This window comes from Cohnella hashimotonis, assembly GCF_030014955.1.
GTDB classification, from domain to species: Bacteria; Bacillota; Bacilli; order Paenibacillales; family Paenibacillaceae; genus Cohnella; species Cohnella hashimotonis.
Map to the genome: position 1 here is coordinate 7,791,993 of NZ_JAGRPV010000001.1, position 18,179 is coordinate 7,810,171.

The following is an 18,179-nucleotide window of genomic DNA, read 5'->3' on the forward strand; positions in this document are numbered from 1 at the left end:
TCCTCTCTCTCTAAATCGTCAGATACCGCATGACGGCCGGATCGTCCAGCTCCTCCTTGCCGCCGGACCACACGATCGTTCCTTTTTCCATGATGTAAAATGCGTCGCCGACGCTGCGCACGAAGTCCAGACTCTGCTCGATGAGCAGAATCGACGTTCTGCCTTCGTCCGCAATGCCGCGGATGACGTCCTGAATCGCCTGCACGATAGAAGGCTGAATGCCCTCCGCCGGCTCGTCGAGCACCAGCAGCTCCGGCTCCGATACGAGCGCGCGGGCAAAGGCAAGCTGCTGCTGCTGACCGCCGCTCAGATCGCCGCCGCGACGTCCGTACATTGAGGACAGCACGGGAAACCCAGCAGTCGCGCCCTCGGGAATCTCTCCCGACCGACGCCGCTTCGGGTCTCGGCTCGCCTCCAGCCCAATGCGCAGATTGTCCAGTACGCTCAGCTGGCCAAAAATCTCGCGCCCCTGCGGCACGTAACCGATACCGGACCTCGCTCTTTCCCCAGAGGCGGCGCGAGTAATATTCCGGCCTTTAAAGGAGATGCTGCCCCGCCTCGCCCGCAGGACGCCCATGATGCTCTTGGCGAGCGTCGACTTGCCTACGCCGTTGCGCCCCATCAGGCAGACGACCTGGCCGGGCTCTACCTTAAGGCTGACATCGCGCAGAATGATACTCTCGCCGTAGCCCGCTTCAAGCGCCTCAACCGACAGCATGCGCATCCCGCCTTTTGCCCAGATATACTTCGGCGACCCGGTCGTCGCTCTGGACCTCGTCCATGGTGCCGTCCTTGAGCAGCTTGCCTTCGTGCATCACCGTCACCTTGCTCGCAAAGTTGCGCACGAACTCCATGTCATGCTCCACGACGACGACCGTCCGCCGCTTGACGATCTCCCGCAGCAGCTCGCCCGTCTTGTCGGTCTCGCGATCGGTCATGCCGGCCACAGGCTCGTCGAGCAGCAGAATCTCGGGCTCCTGCATCAGCATCATGCCGATCTCGAGCCATTGCTTCTGTCCGTGCGACAATAATCCCGCCCGCGCATGCCGTTCATCGCCAAGGCCGATGAGCGCCAGCTCCTCGTCGATGCGCGCTCGCTCCCGGGACGTAAGGGAAGCGCGCAGCGTCGCCCATACGCTGCGATTTTGCGACATGGCGATCTCCAGGTTCTCCATGACCGACAGACCGGCAAAAATCGAAGGCGTCTGAAACTTGCGGCCAATGCCAAGCTCCGCAATTTTGTGCTCTTTTCGTTTCGTGATATCGACGACGCCCGTTCTGCTGCGAAACGAAATCGAGCCGGCCACGGGCTTCACCTTGCCGCAGATGACATCGAGCATCGTCGTTTTTCCCGCGCCGTTGGGTCCGATCAGGAAACGAAGCTCCCCCGGCTCGAGCGACAAGCTCATGCCTTGCACCGCCTTAAATCCGTCAAACGCTACGGTTACTTCCTCGCAGGACAGGATGGGCGCCTGGCTCATGTTCGTTCCCCCTTCCTGTTTTCTTGCGGACGCTCGCGGTTCCCTTGCGGATCAAATCGACGATGCCGCCCGGCAGGAATACCGTAACGACGATGAAGAGCGCACCCAAGAAAATCGTCCAGATCTCGGGGTAAGCCTCCGACAGTCCGCTCTTCGCATAGTTGAGGGCCAATACGCCGATCAATGCGCCGACGAGCGTGCCGCGACCGCCGATCGCAACCCATAAGATCATCTCGATGGACGGTACGATTCCCATCATCGACGGCGATATGATGCCGACATGAAGCACGAACAGCATGCCTGCCAGACCCGCCAGCGCGCCGGATACGGCGAACGTCGCCATCTGGTAAGTCGCAGGATCGTACCCGAGAAATCGCACGCGGTTCTCGCCATCGCGGATCGCGCGCAGCACTTTGCCCATCCGGCTCTTCGTCAGGTAGCGGCAGAGCGCGTAGGCGACGATAAGCGCAATGACCGTGGAGAGATAGAGCGCGATCTTCATGCCGTCCGAACGCAGCGGATGATTCAGCAGCTTCGTGAACCCGGTCAGCCCGTTCGTGCCGCCGGTATAGGCTTGCTGGCCGATGAACAACGTCGTCACGATAATGACGAGCGCCTGGGTCAGAATCGTAAAGTAGACACCCTTAATCCGGTTGCGAAACGTAAAAAATCCGAGGAAAAGCGCAAGCAGCGACGGGATAAGGAGGCCGAGCAGCACCGCGGCGGGGAAAGACTTGAACGGCTGCCAGAACCATGGCAGATTCGTCAGTCCGCTCCAATCCATGAAGTCGGGAAGCCTGCCGCCGCTCGCCGCCAGCTTCAGGTGCATGCCCATCGCATAGGCGCCAAGACCGAAAAAAACGCCATGGCCAAGACTAAGCACGCCGGTATAGCCCCACAGCAGGTCCAGTCCGAGCGCCACGATTGCGAAGGCTAAAAATTTGGCAAGCAGGTTCAGGCGAAAATCGCTTAAATAGAGCGGTGCGGCGAATAGCGCCGCCGCTGCGGCCGCATAGCCGAGCATCAGCCACAGTCGCTTGCGGTCCGACCATAATCCAGTCATAGCGGCCTCACCTTCTTTTCGAGGAAAGTGGATGTCGCGGTTCTCAATGTGTCAATCCAGCTGCCGCGTACGAACGGCGAACAGTCCTTTCGGCTTCCACTGGAGAAAGGCGACGATGCAAAGAAAAACGAACACCTTGCCGAGCGACGCCGTCGACCACCATTCGAACATCGTGTTAAATACGCCAATGCCGAGCGCGCCCAGCACCGTGCCGACGAGCTTGCCCACGCCGCCCAGCACGACGACCATGAAGGCGTCGACGATGTAATACGTGCCGATATTCGGTCCGATCGGTCCGATCAGCGTCAGGGCGCACCCGGCAACGCCGGCGATGCCCGAGCCGATCGCGAACGTCATTCCGTCGACGCGGCGCGTCGAGATGCCGAGGCAGGCAGCCATCTCGCGGTTTTGCATGACCGCCCGCATTCGCCTGCCGGAATGACTCCGGTTGATATACACATACATTGCCGCCAGACAAACCGAGACCAGCGCGAGAATGAACAGCCGCTTGTAGGGAAGGTCGATGCCGTCCATCACGTGAAGGCCTCCGTTCAACCAGGAAGGGCTGTTCACGGCGACGTTGGGCGCGCCGAAGATGCTGCGGGCGATCTGCTGCAGGACGAGTCCGACGCCCCAGGTCGCCAAAAGACTGTCGAGCGGCCGGCCGTACAGGTGACGAATCAGCAGGTTTTCAAGCAAATAGCCGACCGCAAAAGCGACGAGAAAACTGGCCGGAAGCGCCACGAGGAAGTAAGTGTCGAACATGCTCTTGGGCAGCTCCTTGAACGCATTTTGCGTCAAATACGCCGCATAGCTGCCGATCATGATAAACTCGCCGTGCGCCATGTTAATGACACCCATTAGTCCGAATGTAATCGAGAGCCCGAGCGCGATCAGCAACAGAATGGAGCTCACGCTCAACCCGTTGAATAACTGGGTAATCCACATCTCCAAGGAAAATCGCTCCTCCCTGTATCGAAGGCACTGCGGGGCGTGCACCCGGACCTCCGTTCGTCTCCGGGCGCAGCTCCCGCTCCTCCGTTCGCCTTGAAGTCAGGACGTCGTCACGAACCGGCGCTCAGATCTTTGGCCCAATCATAGCCTTTGAGATACGGATCGGGCTTCACCGGGCTGCCGGAGTTCCACAGTTCCTTGATCATGCCGTCCGGTTGGATCTCGCCGATACGCACCGTCTTATAAATGTGCTGGTTATCCCCGTCGATGGTCACCTTGCCTTCGGGCGCATTCCATTCGATGCCCTTGGCGGCTTCCTTGACCTTGTCGACGTCGAAGGAGCCTGCCTTCTCTACCGCCGCGGCCCATAAATAGACGGCCGTATAGCCTGCTTCCATGGGATCGCTCGTCACGCTGTCCGCGCCGTACTTCGCCTTGAAGTTCTCGACGAACGTCTTGTTCTCCGGCGTGTCTGTCGTCTGATAATAGTTCCAGGCGACGAGGTGGCCGGCCAGGAAGTCGGGACCGATGCCTTTGACCTCTTCTTCCGCAATGCTGACGGACAACGTCGTCAGATCCGCCGCGGCGATGTTGGCATCCTTCAACTGCTTGAAGAAGGCTACGTTGCTATCCCCGTTCAGCGTGTTATAGACCACGTCCGGCTTGGCTTCCTTAATCTTGGCGATGATCGTCGTGTAATCGGTATGACCGAGCGGGGTGTATTCTTCGGCGACGGTCTCTCCGCCTTTGGCGGCGAGCTGCGCCTTGATGATCTTGTTAGCCGTGCGTGGGAAAACGTAGTCCGAACCGAGCAGGAAAAATTTCTTCTTGCCTTGCTCCAGCAAGTAATCGACCGAAGGTACGATCTGCTGGTTTGTCGTTGCGCCGGTGTAGAAGATGTTGGGAGACGACTCGAGTCCTTCGTATTGAACCGGGTACCATAGCAGGCCGTTCAATTCCTCGAAAACCGGCAGCATCGCCTTGCGGCTCGCCGACGTCCACCCGCCGAATACGGTGGCGACTTTGTCCTCGGACAACAGCTTGCGCGCTTTCTCCGCGAAGGTCGGCCAGTCCGAGGCGCCATCTTCGATGACGGGCACGATCTTTTTACCCAGCACGCCTCCCTTGGCATTGATCTCGTCAATCGCCATCGATTCCGAATTTTTAACCGTCACTTCGCTGATCGACATGGTCCCGCTGAGGGAGTGCAAAATACCGACCTTCACGGTATCTCCGCCTCCGGAGGCCGCGGCAGATCCGGCGGCGGACGAAGCCGGTGCAGAGGAAGCATTATCCTCGTTATTGCCGCCGCACCCTGTTAACGCGAGACTTAAGGATACGGCCAACCCTGCGATTTTTAACCATGCGATTTTTTTCATGAATCCACTCCCTTTTCATGTTTGTATCTGAAACACGAACGTTATGTAATCATTTTATAATTACCGTTCGCGATTCATATTATAAAGTTGGACGAAATTGGATGTCAATATAATTAACATAAAATAAGTTTTATTGGCAAAAGCATCGCCTTATACGCTATTATTATAAAATATACCAAACAATATGTTAGTTTATATTACATTTAGAGTAGAATTAATAAACGACAAGAAGGAACTAGTTCAATAAAAGAAATTTACATGGACATTTCATAACGTCTAGTATTTATTTCCTGTAAAATGTCGATATATGACGAATGTTCGTATTTAATTTTCATCAAGTAAATGACTTTGCCCTTTCACTCAGTCTTTTTCAGGTTTTTTAAGCGCCTATCAAACCGCTTTTTCCTTCCGTTCGTTACCTCTTACATAACCGGAACGATAACCGGAACGATTAAGAGGAGGGCTTACTAATGAACGGGTTCGGGAAAATGATTGCATCCATCTCCATATGCGCGACGATGTTGATGCCGTCGCTTGCATCGGCAGAGGAGACGCAAGCCGCAACAGTCCAGCCCGGCGGTTCAGCGGTCATGACCGACGGGCAGACGGCTGCCGATCTGGGCTTGCTGATCGGCGACGGCAGCGGCGTCAACGCTGAATACTTGGCCAAAGGTACGACACGCATCCAAGCCGCCATCATATCGCTCAGACTGCAGGGCAAGCTGGAAGCGGCCAAGGCGTATACCGGCACCGACAGTTTTGCCGATGCGAATCTCGCCGGCGCCAGCAACCGGCCCATTCTTGCCTTCCTCCACGGCAATCCCGAATACGGCTGGACGGGCGAAGGCGCGAACCGCTTCAATCCGCTCGCGCCCATAAGCTCGCAGCAGTTGTACAAGGTGCTGCTCGAGACGCTCGGCTATCGCTCTAATGCGGATTTTGCCTACAAGGATACGGAATTGTTCGCTTCCGGCAAAGGATTGGTCTCGATCGCCGGCACATCCGCCTTGACCAATGCGCATCTGGCCGCCGCGCTGGTCGAATCGCTGTCGGCGCAGACGGCAATGGGACATTCGCTTTTCGATATGCTGCAAATGGAAGGCGTCCTGCCGGCAACAGCGGCGCTTCCCGCCGGCGAACGCATCACGCTTCGCCGGGGCGCCGACGGCAGCTCTTATCTGGCGGACGGACAAGGCCGTACGTTGTACTTCTTCTCGAGCGATGCGAACAATTTGGACGCTTGCCAGGGCCCATGCATCGACAATTGGCCGCTGCTGACATCAGAAAAACTGCGGATACCGGCCGGTCTCGATGCAGCGGACTTCACAGTCGTCATGCATGCAGATGGCGTTAAACAATGGATGTACAAGGGCTGGCCGCTCTATCGGTTCATCAAGGACGTCAAGGCGGGAGATACGCTGGGCGAGGGGGTCGGGGGCGTATGGTTCGAAGCGAAGCCGGACTATCGCGTCATGATCGGCAAAAGCGCAGCGCTTGGCAATTACTTGACCGACAGCGAGGGGCGTACGCTCTACTATTTTGACAAGGACATTCCACAGACGAGCGCCTGCACGGAAAATTGCCTGGCCAACTGGCCGGCTTATGGAGCGGGCACGGGAGAAGTGCCGTCTACCTTGAACGCAGCGGATTTCGGTACGATCGCTCGGCCGGACGGCAGCAAGCAGGCTGCTTTCAAGGGCTATGCGCTATATTACTTTGTGAAGGACGCGAAGCGCGGCGACGCCACCGGTCAGAACGTCAACCAGGTCTGGTTTGTGGTGGATCCGGCAACATTTACGGGTACCTCCGCAGGAAAAGCGGCGCCCGAGGTTCCTGCCGAGCAGACCGGCAAGACCTATCGCGTCGATATCAAGGACTATTCATTCGGGTCGGGGCCGCTTACGGTCGAAGCCGGATCGACGATTATTTTCACGAATTTCGACGATATGAAGCACAATGCGGTGGCGGTGAACGGCAGCTTTGCCGGTCCGCTCCTTGCCAAAGGCGAATCCTTCACGATTAAGCTGGATAAGCCCGGAACGTACGATTATTACTGCCAGCCGCACAAATCGTTCATGACCGGCCAAATTATCGTAAAATGAGAGGTGCAGGCGAATGAAAAGCTTCCTCGCAGCGCTCCTGTTCGCTGCCATGTTGGCGCTATCCGGGTGCGGCGCCTCCTCCGATAACGCGGCAGAGGCGGATGGCAGCCATGCCGGACATTCGGCAAGCACCGCAGCACCGACGCAGACCGCTGAAGCCTCTGCATCGGCCGACGAGCAGGCGCAGGCAACAGCAAGCGCACGGACTCCGGCGCAGACTCAGACGATTGAAAACTCGCCGAAAGCGACTGCGAAACCCGCAAGCGCGACACCGAAGCCGACTGCCGCCCCGACTGTGCAGCCTTCCGGCGAAATCGACGACGACGGTGGTCATTCCGGCAGCGACGATCACGGCAGCGGTCACTCCAGCGGATCCGGGGACAGCGGCGGTCATGCCGACGCCTCCCATAAGCCGTCGCCTTCGGCGGAGCCGGCCAAGACAGCGAGCCCGCGCCCGTCTTCGGGCATAAAGGGGACGCCGTCCCCCTCGGCCAAACCGTCTCCCTCCGCTTCGGCGCAGGATGACAAGCACGGCGGCAAAAGCGGCACCGACGACGGGAATCGGGCTGCCAAGACATACACCGTCGAGATTGCGGACTTCAGCTTCACCGTGGAAAAGCTGGACATTCATCCGGGCGACTCGGTCAAGTTCGTCAATCGCGACAAGATCAAGCATACGGCTACCGCGGACGATGGCTCTTTCGACACCGGGCTGCTCGGACAGGACGAATCGAAGACCGTCGTTTTTGAAAAAGAAGGCGAATTTGGCTATTATTGCACGCCCCATCCGGGCATGAGGGCGACGATCGTCGTCAAGGCCGATTGAGCGCCCGCGCGCAAATGCCCGAGCAGGGAGACCGCCAAGCCGGTCCCCCTGCTTTTGCCGTATCGCCCGCTGCAATCAACCGGTCGGAACGCCGCAAGCGAGAAGGAGTTCCCCAAGCCGACCTTGGAGGCTGCGTCCCCATGCATCAATTGACCGATAATGAGTTAATGCTGCTCGTCAAGCTCAAGCAACAAGAAGCGCTGTCCGTCCTGTACGACCGCTATGCGAGTCTCGTCTACTCTTACGCGTTCAGAGCGGTCCGGGACGAGCAGGCCGCGCGGGAAATCGTGCAGTCGGTATTCGTGCGTCTATGGACGACCGAATCCGATTATAGCGAAGAAAAGGGCAAATATATCAACTGGCTCATCACCATTACCCGCAATATCACGATCGATTGGCTGCGCAAGCAGCGGAGGCAATCGGAAGGCATCGTTCCTTTTACGGCCGAGCAAATGGCGCGCATTCCGGGCGACGAAGACGCTTCGCCGGAAGCGAGCGTCGAACGCGAATCGATCAAAGGCCAAATCCGCGTCGCTTACCGTTATTTAACCGGCCCTCAGATCGAGCTGCTGGAGCATTTCTACTGGCAGGGCTTCACGCTCAGGGAGCTGGCAGCCCGTTATGGAGAGCCGCTCGGAACCGTGAAGAACAGGCTGCATCAGGCATTGAAAATCTTGCGCAGGCATTTGGCCTTGGAAGGAGAGTGATGGCGATGCAAGACAAGCAAAGGCCGCTATGCGATCTGTGTCTGTCCGTACTGACCGGCGAGTGCAGCGACGAAGAGCGGCTCGCTTTTGAACGTCATCTTCCGGGCTGCGAGGCCTGCCGGGCCGAATGGAACGATCTGGAGGTCGCATGGGGGGCGCTTTACGCAGACATGGAAAAAATCAAACCGCCTGAGGATCTGAAGCGTCAAGTGATGGATGCCGCGCTGGCGGCGGATCTGGCAATGGCAAAAAAACCGGACACAAAAAAGGCGGAGACGGCCCCAGGCAGACGGAATAGCAGGCGTACGGGTAGGGGACGCTGGCTCGCGGTCTCCGCATCCGTCCTGCTGATCCTGCTGGCGGTCAGCTCCGTCTGGAATTACAAGCTCTCCCGGGAAAACGGCGCCGCCCCGCTGCCCATCGAACGCGCGCTGTCCGTAACGGCTTCGCAAGTGAAGCTTGCCGTCCCGCTGCGAGCGGAGGCGTCCGAAGCTTCCCAAGCGTTCGGCATCGCCTGTATCGTCGACAACGGGAAGAGCCGCCAATTTGTCGTCTATGTCTATGGCGCTTCGCCGACCAGCGGCGAGGAAGCTTACCAGGTTTGGCTGCTCAAGGACGGCGTCCGCAAGAGCGCCGGCACCTTCCGCGTAGCCGACAACGATCAGGGGCTTGGCGTGCTGGCCATGCCGATTGAGGCGGACAGCCTGGACTTCGACAAGATCGGCATCACGCTCGAGCCCGACGACCGCGGAAGTCAGCCGCGCGGAGAGAAAATGTTCGGCTCCGTTTGAGATGACCTCTACATTTGCATTCGTTTCATCGCACGTAGCAGCTCGCCGGAAAAATGCATGGATTCATACGGCATTCGTTCCGACAGACCTGCCTATCGCTGCCGGCGTCGTTCTTTGGCCGCATTGCCTGCAAATATACATCTATTTTTTCCGATGTCGACTCTATCGAGAAGAAAAGATGCAAATGTGCAGGTATTTTCCTTCATCAGCCCGATTCCCGGCCTGTGCTTCGAATTTACCTGCATTTTTGCAGGTATTTCATCGCGTGTCGTGAGTCGGGAGAAAATACATGCATAGATGCAGGTTTTTCTATCTACGATTCGCCGCCGCACGAGTCAGATGGAAAGCAGACCATTCATCATTGTTAAAAAAAATCACCCGGCCGTTTGCGCAGCCGGGTGATTTTATGCGTTCTCTATTATTTGCTCGATGCGGATGCCGACGGGGATGCAGGCTCGCTGCTGGCTGGCGCAGATGCGCTGGCCGAAGCCGAGGCGGAAGCGGATGCCGATGCGCTAGCCGATGGCGATGGAGAAGGCTCGGCCGGCAGCGTTACCTTAATCTTCAGCTTGTCCGTTTCTTCCTGAATGTACGTCTGCATCTTCGGATCGACGAGCGAAGTGACGATCGCGTCCTTGTCCGTCTGGGACAGCTTGTCGTAGGCCGCGACTTCGCGAGCTTCGACCTTCATCACGTGATAGCCGTACTCCGTCTTCACGGGATCGCCGATGACGCCGATGGCTTGCGTGTTGGCCGCGTTCTTGAATTCTTCGACCCAGGTCTTGGCCGGCGTCTTGTCATAGAGGCCACCGTTGTCCTTGGAGCCGGTGTCGTCGGAGTATTCCTTCGCCAGCGCGGTCCAGTCTCCGCCGTCCTCAAGCTTCTTCTTCACTTCTTGCGCGCGCTTCAGCGCATCCGCGTCGGAACGTTCCTTGTTCGTAGCCGGATCCGTGAAGGAGACGAGGATGTGGCGTACGGTGTCGACGTTGTAGTCTGCAGGCGCCTTATCGAACTCTGCTTTGATGTCGGTGTCCTTGATCGTCGCCTTGATTTCGTTTTCCTTGGCGGTGCTGATCTCCCCGCCCGTCGCCAGCGTAACGACGAGGTCGACCATCTCATCCTCGGTGATGTTATTGGTCTTCATCGATTCCTTGACCGTTGCGCCGTTCGTCTCGTCCTTCAGCGCCGTATCGAGCTGCTTCTTGAACTCGTCGGCTTGCGCCTTGCCGGACTTCTTCTGTTCGTCCGTCGCACGCTCCGCGAACACCTTTTGCAGGATGTATTGCTTGACGATCTCTTCCTTGTACTGCGGAATCGACAGGTACATCGCCATCTGCGGGTTGGTCACGTTCATGAACGCTTCGTACTTGCCGAACTCGGCTTGCTTCAGCTCGCCGCCCTCCCAGGTGGCAAGCACGGTATCCGGATCTATGCTAGCGGTCGGGCTGGCCGAAGCGGATGAGCTGGCCGAGGCGGACGCGCCGGAGTTTTCATTTTTGCCTTTGCCGCAGGCGGTGGCCATTGCGGCGAGCAGAACGAGGGCCGCCAGCATGAATGCGAACCGGCGATACGTTCCGCGTTTATTGTACAGCATTTTGCAATTCCTCCTTGGATTTTGTCGCTTCTTTATATTGTAACAGAAACTCTTCTACAAGCGCCAACATCGAATCGTCGTCGAGCCCCTTGACCCGGATCCGCACGAGGGGAGCCGGCGTCTGCTGCACGAGCTGCACGCGTCCCTGGTACCGGCTCTCGAGCGCCTTGAATTTCTTGGCGTCGAGCTCCGCGCTGCGGCGCTCCTCGAACTTGATCGTCAGGTCGTCGTTGCGGTTGACGATCGACTCGATGCCGTACGAACGCGCGAGCGCCTTGATTCGCGCTACGCTCAAGAGGCTCAGCACCGGCTTCGGCGGATCCCCGAACCGGTCGACGAGCTCTTCGAGCAGGTCGCTGACGTCTTCTCCGGAAGCCGCAGCGGCCACCTTTTTGTAAATCTCGATCTTCTGGATGCTGTCGTAGATATATTCGGGCGGCACGTAAGCGTCCACGCCAAGGTCGAGCTGCGTGTTGACCGGCGGCGGCGGCGGCGCCTTCTCGCCGTGCCATTCTGCCTTGCGCGCATTGACCTCTTCGGCCAGCATCTGCGAGTACAGGTCGAAGCCGACGGAAGCGATGAACCCGTGCTGCTCCGCGCCGAGCAGGTTGCCCGCGCCGCGGATCGACAGGTCGCGCATCGCGATCTTGAAGCCCGAGCCGAGCTCGGTGAACTCTTTGATCGACTGCAGCCGCTTTTCCGCCACTTCGTTAAGCACTTTGTCCCGCTGGTAGCCGAAGTACGCGTAGGCGATCCGATTGGACCGCCCGACGCGGCCGCGTAGCTGGTACAGCTGGGACAGCCCCATCTTGTCCGCATCGTGCACGATCAGCGTATTGACGTTCGGAATGTCCACGCCCGTCTCGATGATGCTCGTGCTTACGAGCACGTCGTATTCGCCGTCGAGGAAGTCGAGGATCGTCCGCTCGAGCTCCTGCTCGGACATCTGGCCGTGCGCGACCGCGATCTTGGCGTCGGGGACGAGCGCAGAGATCTGCTCGGCCATCTGGTAGATGCCCTGCACGCGGTTGAAAAGGAAGTACACCTGTCCGTCCCGCGCCAGCTCCCGCTCGATCGCCTCCCGGACGAGCGTCGGGCTGTATTCGACCACGTAGGTCTGCACGGGAAAACGGTTCTCGGGCGGCGTCTCGATGACCGACAGATCGCGCACGCCGAGCATCGACATGTGCAGCGTCCGCGGGATCGGGGTCGCGGTCAGCGTCAGCACGTCGACGCTTGTCTTCAGACGCTTGAGCTTCTCCTTGTGGGAGACGCCGAAGCGCTGCTCCTCGTCCACGATGAGGAGGCCGAGGTCCTTGAACACGACGTCCTGCGACAGCAGCCGGTGCGTGCCGATCAGTACGTCGACGGTGCCCGCCTTGACGCCCTTGATCGTCTCCGTCTGCTCCTTGCGCGTCCGGAACCGGCTCAGCACCTTGATGTTGAACGGATAGCCGGAGAAGCGCTCGCGGAACGTCTCGTAGTGCTGCTGCGCGAGAATCGTCGTCGGCACGAGCACCGCCACCTGCTTGCCCTCGATGGCGGCCTTGAACGCCGCACGGATCGCAACCTCCGTCTTGCCGTAGCCGACATCACCGCAGAGCAGCCGGTCCATCGGCCGCGGCTTGCGCATGTCGGTCTTGATCTCCTCGATCGCGCGCAGCTGGTCCGTCGTCTCGTCGTAAGGGAACATCGCCTCGAACTCTTGCTGGTACGGCGTATCTTCGCCGAATCCGTAGCCCGGCGTTGACTGGCGATCCGCGTACAGCTTGATCAGATCGTCGGCGATATCCTTGACCGAGGAGCGCACCTTGGATTTGACCCGGGTCCATTCCGCGCCCCCGAGCTTGCTTACCTTCGGTTCCTTTTCGTCCGAGCCGACGTACTTCTGGATCAGATCGAACTGCTCGACCGGGATCGACAGCTTGTCGCCGCCCGCGTAAATAACGTGCAGGTAGTCCTTGTGAATGCCGCCTACCTCAAGCGTGCCGATGCCCATATATTTGCCGATGCCGTGGTTCTGATGGACGACGTAATCCCCGACCTTCAGCTCCGTGTAGCTCTTGATGCGCTCGGCATTGTCCATGCGGCGGTCCACGCGACGGGCCTTCCGCTGCTTCTGGGTGAACATCTCGCCCTCGGTGATCACGACGAGCCGGACCGAAGGCAGCTCGAACCCGCTCTGCAGGTTGCCCTCCACGATCTCCGGCGTCTCGATCTGATAGTCGTCGAGCACCCGGCGCATCCGCTCGGCCCGCTCCGCGCTGCCCGCCAGCATGACGATATGCGCGCCGCCCTTGCGCCAGCGCTCCATCTCCGCCTTGAGCAGGTTCATCTGCCCATGGAAGCTCTGCATCGATCGGCAGACGAAGTTCACGATGTTCTGCGGCTGCGTATGCGGAATCTGGCGTACGAACAGCGACAGGTACACCGTCTGGAAGGTTCTCGGATACAGCGCTTGCTCAGCCGGCACGGCCAGCGTGAAGCCCGGCAGCGATTTGCCCTGCTGCAGCAGGTGCGTCGACCATTCGGACTCGTCCCGCTCCAGCTGACGCGCTGTCTCGGCGAGCCGGTTCGGCTCGTCCATGATGAGCAGCGTGTCCTTGGGCATATAATCGAACAACGTTTGTCTCTCGGGATAAAGCAGCGATATATATTTATAGATTTCGGAGAAATACATATTTTGGCGCAGGTCGTCAATTTCGCGGGTTATCTCGGATTGCAGGCGCTCCTTGGCCTGGCGGTCCGCCATCTTCTCCAGCTGGCGCTCGAGCAGCTCGAAGGCATGCTGCGCCGCGTTCGCGAAACGCCGCTCGTCGGCGATGATCTCGCGGCAGGGACGCACGGTATAGCTGTCCAGCTTTTCGATCGAACGCTGGTCTGCGGGATCGAACGTGCGGATCGAGTCGATCTCGTCGTCGAACCATTCGACGCGCACGGCGCTGGCGCTCGTCAGCGGGAAAAAGTCCGCGATGCCGCCGCGCACGCTAAGATGCCCCTTCTGTTCAACGCGGTCTACGCGCTCGTAGCCGAGCCCGATCATGCGCCTCAAAAATTCGTCCATCGGCAGCGTCTCGCCCGCGCGCAAGGTGACGAAAGCGCTTGCCATCGTATCCTTGCTCGGCTGGAAGCGGCGCACGCCGGAGAACGGCACGACAATGACCCCGCGGAAGCCTTCCGCGAGTTGCAGCAACACATCCATGCGCCTGGCCGACGTCTCCGGACTCGAGATCGCCGTCTCGGCAGCGATCAGCTCGTTGGCCGGGTAGAGGAGCACTTCCTCCGCGCTCAAGCATTCCTGCAGGTCCTCCGCCATCTTCTGCGCGGCGAACATATTGTGCGTGACGACAAGCACGGGTCTCCCCAGCTCCCGGACGGTCGCGGCGATCATGACCTGCCTCGCCGAACCGGACAGCCCCGCTACCAACTGCTCCCGCATGCTGCCCCGAAGGCCCGCAAGGACCGACTGGAAGTCGGGGTCGGTAGCTAACGTATTCATTAGCGGCTTCATCGCTTTTCCCCTTATACGTACAATCTACGTTCACGTTCATTCAAAAAGAAGCCTGGGCGCAAAGCCGAGGCCTCTTATATCGTTCGTTTGTCGCAGCGGACGACGGCGCTTATTGAAGCGGATTGCTGAGCAGCGCCAGTTCGGGGTGATGATCGAGCGCCTGGCTGCAGTAATCGCAGACCACCTGCACCGTCACATCTCCGTTAGAATTATACGCTATTATACGCTTTCGCTCTTCGGGGGTCAAGAAATGCAAGCCGAGCCTATATTCGGATACATCGGCCCCCTCGAATCGGCCAAGCGGCGTGCGGCAATGCCGGCAAACGTAGTTCACAGCCATATGGGTATGCCTCCTGAAGGCAGATTATGCGGCCACGGACAAGCCACGGAACCGCGCTCCCTTCAGTATGCCCGACCGTCGGCGATTTTAAGCGGAAATGGATGGCGCATCCTGCGGATGACCGCTCCTCCTCGCTCTATGCGTACGCGCAAGGCCCTTCGTTTCACCCTGTTACTTGCCGTTGAACTTCGCCATCGTCTCTTCGAACGGGTGATCGAGCGCGTATTCGATCGCGTCGCACGCATCCGCGACCATCGTCCGCAGCGCCTCCTGCTCGCTCTTGGGGAATGCGCCGAGCACGTAGTCCACGATCTTCATGCCGCCCACGGGACGCGAGATGCCCATGCGCACCCGATTGAACACCTGGGTACCCGTATGCGCGATAATGGACTTGATGCCGTTGTGACCGCCCGCGCTCCCCTGATAACGAAGCCGTATCTTGCCCGTCTCCGTATCAAGATCGTCATAGACGACGATGCCGTCCTCGAGCGGGATCTTATAAAAATCCATCAGCGCCCGTACCGACTCGCCTGACAGATTCATATATGTCATCGGCTTCAGCAGCGCGACCTTGCGGCCTTGGATGCGCGCCTCCCCGTACATGCCCTTGAGCTTTTTCTGATGCTCCAGCTGCGTGCCCCAGCGCCTGGCCAGCTCATCCACGACCATGAAGCCCGCATTGTGCCGCGTCGCCGCGTACTCCGGCCCCGGATTGCCGAGACCTACGATCCATTTCATTTCTTCCCACTCCGTTTCAATAATTTTAGGGGCAAGCTGCAACGAATTGGCCTGCAGCCGTGTCATCTAGATTACATAGCACAAACGCCAGGGTGGTGATGAGATCAATGATGTACATGAACGGCCAGACCTTGTCTCATGACAGGCATTTCGCTGATCATATCGTAGCAGAGGTGCCCGTCCAAATCTACAAAGACAAGCAGCACAGCGACATCGGCTTTATCGAGCGCTACGGCAAGGAGTTCGTCAAGGTCAACAATCACGTCTATTGCCGCAAGGAATTCACCTTCGTGTCCAGGCCCGGCTACTGAAGCTTCGCCCGACCGATCCGGCGTCGGACACCAGCGCGATATTTCCGGCGCCTCGACCGCATTTCCCCGCTGTGCAAGTCCTCATTGCCTCCTGCATAAGCTTTATTCGCAGAAATATGCCAAATCCGCAACAGGCAAATTCCCCTCATCCCGGGTACGCTTAGGAGAGGGGATTGCCTAATGGAGAATGTGCTTCGCAATCGGCCCGACCGGAATTAGATGGTAGAAACAAATAGATCCCAAAAAAACATGTACCGATGTCGAAACTGCTGCCGACCGATCGGCAAGTAGATTTCGGAGGTCGGTCTATTCGCCTATAAGATATACGGAGGTCGCCAATTCACGTAAGCACTTTTATTTATCAAATATCCACAATTCATAAACAGACATGTCGTTATGTAGCGAATGGATAGGACAATAACCCTATACACATGAACAACCGCCAGACTTATCCACAGTCTGGCGGTTGTTGTACACATATGTGGATAACGTTGTGTGAATCTTTATGCGTCGGTCTCCACAGCCTTGGCTGCATCCGAATGCTTCGCGTTCTCTTCGGCAGCGTCTGCCGAAGCCTCCGCTTCGTCTTCGGTGATCTCCTTTTGCGGCGCGAGCACGGCAATGACGACCGTATCCTCGTCTTGAACCGCCTTGACGCCGGACGGGAACGCAAGCTGGCCGATCGTCAGATTCTCGCCGAAGCCGAGCGACGAAATATCAGCCGTCACGGACTCAGGCAGGTCGCGAGCCACGCACTCCACTTCAAGCTCGTGCAGAACGACGGTCAGCAGACCGCCTTCCTTTTCGCCAGGACTCGTACCCGTCACTTCAACGCGAACCGGGGCTTTGATCTTCTCGTCCAGATTAATCTGGTGGAAATCGACATGAAGCACCTGGCCGCTCAGCTTGTCGCGCTGAATATCAGTCAGCAGCACGGACTGGTTGCCGCTGCCCGGCACCTCCAGCTGCAGCACCGCATGCGCGTGTCCGCGCAGCAGGCCGGAGAGCTCCTTGCCGTCGAGCGCGATGGCGCTCGGCGCCTTCAAGCCCTTGCCGTATACTACGCCGGGTACCCGGCCTTGTATCCGTAGCTGCCTAAGCGCACCTTTCGTGGAACGCTGGCGAGATTCCGCACGCAATGTCGTCGTCATACCGATTCCTCCCGATTGCTGCAAGATTTGAAGACATGCATTTATTTTACCCTTCGGGAGGGTGCGTTAAACAAAGAAGGAAACTCAGTGGAGTCACGCAGAGCCGAAGTGGAGCCATAGCAGAGCCGCAGCGGAGCCAGTGCAGAGCCGCAAGAAGCCGCAAGAAGGCCGCGTCATCTCCACGGAGACGGCGCGGCCTTCAAAACGGTCAGGCGTGCGGTTCAAATAGCTTGCTGATGGATTGCTGCTCGTGGATGCGCACGATCGCTTCGCCGAGCAGCGGAGCGACCGACAGCACGCGCATCTTGGTCGAGGCGCCAGGCGAGCGGAGCGGGATCGTATCGGTCACCGTCACCTCGGTGATCGGCGATGCTTCCAGCCGTTCCATAGCTTGTCCGGACAGCACGGCATGCGTGCAGCAGGCGTAGATCTCGCGCGCTCCTGCTTCCTTGAGCGCCTGCGCCGCCAGGCAGATCGTGCCGGCGGTGTCGATAATGTCGTCGATCAGGATCGCGGTGCGTCCGGAGACGTCGCCAATGATGTTCATCACCTCGACGACGTTGGGCTCCGGACGACGCTTGTCGATAATGGCGAGCGGCGCCTGGAGCTCGTCCGCCAGCCGGCGCGCCCGCACCACGCCGCCGTGGTCGGGAGACACGACGACGGGGGCGATCAGGCCCTTGCTCTGGAAGTAATCGCCGAGGATCGGGACGCCAAGCAGATGATCGACCGGGATGTCGAAGAAGCCCTGGATCTGCATGGCGTGCAGGTCCATGGCGATGACGCGGTGAGCGCCTGCCGTCTCGATGAGATTGGCGACCAGCTTCGCGGTGATCGGGTCGCGCGACCGCGCCTTGCGATCCTGACGTCCGTAGCCGTAATAAGGAATGACGACGTTGATCGTCTTGGCGGAGGCGCGCTTGAGCGCATCGACCATGACGAGCAGCTCCATCAGATGCTCGTTGACCGGCCAGGAGGTGGACTGGACGACGAATACGTCCGCGCCGCGCACGCTCTCGTTCAGCCGGATATGGATCTCCCCATCGCTGAAGCGGGTGACCTTCACGTCGCCGAGCGGCACGCTGATATGCCTGGCGATCGCTTCCGCCAGGCGAGGATTCGAGCTGCAGGAAAATAGCTTCAGGGTATTGTCAGGGTAGCTCATAAGCGCCTCGCTTTCGTGAGGTCGGCGAGCCCCCGCCCGCGCCGGAGCGCGGGACGGCGGCGCATC

General features: G+C 58.9%; 16 protein-coding genes. 5 read left to right on the forward strand and 11 right to left on the reverse strand.

Features of this window, described 5'->3' with window-relative positions; translation table 11 throughout:
• Nucleotides 1-10: 10 nt before the first annotated feature.
• The 5 genes from urtE to urtA all read right to left on the reverse strand — a co-directional run bounded on the left by urtE (nucleotide 11) and on the right by urtA (nucleotide 4,877).
• Nucleotides 11-718, reverse strand: coding sequence for an urea ABC transporter ATP-binding subunit UrtE (gene urtE / locus KB449_RS31025; RefSeq protein WP_282912050.1), 708 nt, complete (start codon nucleotides 716-718; stop codon nucleotides 11-13).
• Nucleotides 705-1,481, reverse strand: coding sequence for an urea ABC transporter ATP-binding protein UrtD (gene urtD / locus KB449_RS31030; protein WP_282912051.1), 777 nt, complete (start codon nucleotides 1,479-1,481; stop codon nucleotides 705-707). The genes urtE and urtD overlap by 14 nt, the downstream gene beginning before the upstream one ends.
• Entirely contained in the window at nucleotides 1,432-2,544 is a 1,113-nt protein-coding gene (gene urtC, locus KB449_RS31035; RefSeq protein WP_434082533.1) for an urea ABC transporter permease subunit UrtC, read from the reverse strand. The genes urtD and urtC overlap by 50 nt, the downstream gene beginning before the upstream one ends.
• 51 nt (nucleotides 2,545-2,595) lie before the next feature.
• Nucleotides 2,596-3,498 (reverse strand): urea ABC transporter permease subunit UrtB, encoded by a 903-nt coding sequence (gene urtB / locus KB449_RS31040; RefSeq protein ID WP_282912052.1) that lies wholly within the window; start codon nucleotides 3,496-3,498, stop codon nucleotides 2,596-2,598.
• A 110-nt stretch (nucleotides 3,499-3,608) separates the two neighbouring features.
• Nucleotides 3,609-4,877, reverse strand: a complete 1,269-nt coding sequence (gene urtA, locus KB449_RS31045) for an urea ABC transporter substrate-binding protein (protein ID WP_282912053.1) — start codon at nucleotides 4,875-4,877, stop codon at nucleotides 3,609-3,611.
• Between the two features lie 470 nt (nucleotides 4,878-5,347).
• Between urtA and KB449_RS31050 the strand changes: the two genes are divergently transcribed.
• The 4 genes from KB449_RS31050 to KB449_RS31065 all read left to right on the forward strand — a co-directional run bounded on the left by KB449_RS31050 (nucleotide 5,348) and on the right by KB449_RS31065 (nucleotide 9,303).
• Nucleotides 5,348-6,979, forward strand: a complete 1,632-nt coding sequence (locus KB449_RS31050) for a plastocyanin/azurin family copper-binding protein (protein ID WP_282912054.1) — start codon at nucleotides 5,348-5,350, stop codon at nucleotides 6,977-6,979.
• A 13-nt stretch (nucleotides 6,980-6,992) separates the two neighbouring features.
• Nucleotides 6,993-7,805 (forward strand): plastocyanin/azurin family copper-binding protein, encoded by an 813-nt coding sequence (locus tag KB449_RS31055; protein WP_282912055.1) that lies wholly within the window; start codon nucleotides 6,993-6,995, stop codon nucleotides 7,803-7,805.
• A gap of 140 nt (nucleotides 7,806-7,945) precedes the next feature.
• Nucleotides 7,946-8,512, forward strand: coding sequence for an RNA polymerase sigma factor (locus KB449_RS31060; protein WP_282912056.1), 567 nt, complete (start codon nucleotides 7,946-7,948; stop codon nucleotides 8,510-8,512).
• Between the two features lie 5 nt (nucleotides 8,513-8,517).
• Nucleotides 8,518-9,303: an anti-sigma factor gene (locus KB449_RS31065; protein ID WP_282912057.1), complete on the forward strand. Its 786-nt coding sequence runs from the start codon at nucleotides 8,518-8,520 to the stop codon at nucleotides 9,301-9,303.
• A 418-nt stretch (nucleotides 9,304-9,721) separates the two neighbouring features.
• Here the strand turns inward: KB449_RS31065 and KB449_RS31070 are convergent, their stop codons facing one another.
• The 4 genes from KB449_RS31070 to pth form a co-directional block, all read right to left on the reverse strand.
• Nucleotides 9,722-10,897 carry a peptidylprolyl isomerase gene (locus tag KB449_RS31070; RefSeq protein WP_282912058.1) on the reverse strand — a complete coding sequence of 392 codons (1,176 nt, stop codon included), beginning with the start codon at nucleotides 10,895-10,897 and terminating at the stop codon, nucleotides 9,722-9,724.
• Nucleotides 10,884-14,408 (reverse strand): transcription-repair coupling factor, encoded by a 3,525-nt coding sequence (gene mfd / locus KB449_RS31075; RefSeq protein ID WP_282912059.1) that lies wholly within the window; start codon nucleotides 14,406-14,408, stop codon nucleotides 10,884-10,886. The genes KB449_RS31070 and mfd overlap by 14 nt, the downstream gene beginning before the upstream one ends.
• Nucleotides 14,409-14,517: 109 nt before the next feature.
• Nucleotides 14,518-14,748 carry an anti-sigma-F factor Fin family protein gene (locus KB449_RS31080; RefSeq protein ID WP_090117844.1) on the reverse strand — a complete coding sequence of 77 codons (231 nt, stop codon included), beginning with the start codon at nucleotides 14,746-14,748 and terminating at the stop codon, nucleotides 14,518-14,520.
• Nucleotides 14,749-14,919: 171 nt separating this feature from the next.
• Entirely contained in the window at nucleotides 14,920-15,486 is a 567-nt protein-coding gene (pth, locus tag KB449_RS31085) for an aminoacyl-tRNA hydrolase (RefSeq protein WP_282912060.1), read from the reverse strand.
• Between the two features lie 107 nt (nucleotides 15,487-15,593).
• Here pth and KB449_RS31090 point away from each other — a divergent pair, with 107 nt between their 5' ends.
• On the forward strand, nucleotides 15,594-15,797 hold the full coding sequence (locus KB449_RS31090) for a hypothetical protein (RefSeq protein ID WP_350356252.1): 204 nt from the start codon (nucleotides 15,594-15,596) through the stop codon (nucleotides 15,795-15,797).
• 503 nt (nucleotides 15,798-16,300) lie between these two features.
• Here the strand turns inward: KB449_RS31090 and KB449_RS31095 are convergent.
• Complete coding sequence (locus KB449_RS31095) at nucleotides 16,301-16,948, reverse strand: 50S ribosomal protein L25 (protein ID WP_282912061.1); 648 nt, start codon at nucleotides 16,946-16,948, stop codon at nucleotides 16,301-16,303.
• A gap of 208 nt (nucleotides 16,949-17,156) precedes the next feature.
• Entirely contained in the window at nucleotides 17,157-18,113 is a 957-nt protein-coding gene (locus KB449_RS31100) for a ribose-phosphate diphosphokinase (RefSeq protein WP_282912062.1), read from the reverse strand.
• Nucleotides 18,114-18,179 lie beyond the last annotated feature (66 nt).

Bases quoted from the DNA above. Each gene is read 5' to 3' on its own strand.
- urtE (WP_282912050.1), bottom strand. From the start codon at position 718: ATGCTGTCGGTTGAGGCGCTTGAAGCGGGCTACGGCGAGAGTATCATT.
- KB449_RS31050 (WP_282912054.1), top strand. From the start codon at position 5,348: ATGAACGGGTTCGGGAAAATGATTGCATCCATCTCCATATGCGCGACG.
- KB449_RS31095 (WP_282912061.1), bottom strand. From the start codon at position 16,948: ATGACGACGACATTGCGTGCGGAATCTCGCCAGCGTTCCACGAAAGGT.
- KB449_RS31065 (WP_282912057.1), top strand. From the start codon at position 8,518: ATGCAAGACAAGCAAAGGCCGCTATGCGATCTGTGTCTGTCCGTACTG.
- urtD (WP_282912051.1), bottom strand. From the start codon at position 1,481: ATGAGCCAGGCGCCCATCCTGTCCTGCGAGGAAGTAACCGTAGCGTTT.
- KB449_RS31060 (WP_282912056.1), top strand. From the start codon at position 7,946: ATGCATCAATTGACCGATAATGAGTTAATGCTGCTCGTCAAGCTCAAG.
- KB449_RS31055 (WP_282912055.1), top strand. From the start codon at position 6,993: ATGAAAAGCTTCCTCGCAGCGCTCCTGTTCGCTGCCATGTTGGCGCTA.
- urtC (WP_434082533.1), bottom strand. From the start codon at position 2,544: ATGACTGGATTATGGTCGGACCGCAAGCGACTGTGGCTGATGCTCGGC.
- pth (WP_282912060.1), bottom strand. From the start codon at position 15,486: ATGAAATGGATCGTAGGTCTCGGCAATCCGGGGCCGGAGTACGCGGCG.
- mfd (WP_282912059.1), bottom strand. From the start codon at position 14,408: ATGAAGCCGCTAATGAATACGTTAGCTACCGACCCCGACTTCCAGTCG.
- urtA (WP_282912053.1), bottom strand. From the start codon at position 4,877: ATGAAAAAAATCGCATGGTTAAAAATCGCAGGGTTGGCCGTATCCTTA.
- KB449_RS31070 (WP_282912058.1), bottom strand. From the start codon at position 10,897: ATGCTGTACAATAAACGCGGAACGTATCGCCGGTTCGCATTCATGCTG.
- KB449_RS31080 (WP_090117844.1), bottom strand. From the start codon at position 14,748: ATGGCTGTGAACTACGTTTGCCGGCATTGCCGCACGCCGCTTGGCCGA.
- KB449_RS31090 (WP_350356252.1), top strand. From the start codon at position 15,594: ATGATGTACATGAACGGCCAGACCTTGTCTCATGACAGGCATTTCGCT.
- KB449_RS31100 (WP_282912062.1), bottom strand. From the start codon at position 18,113: ATGAGCTACCCTGACAATACCCTGAAGCTATTTTCCTGCAGCTCGAAT.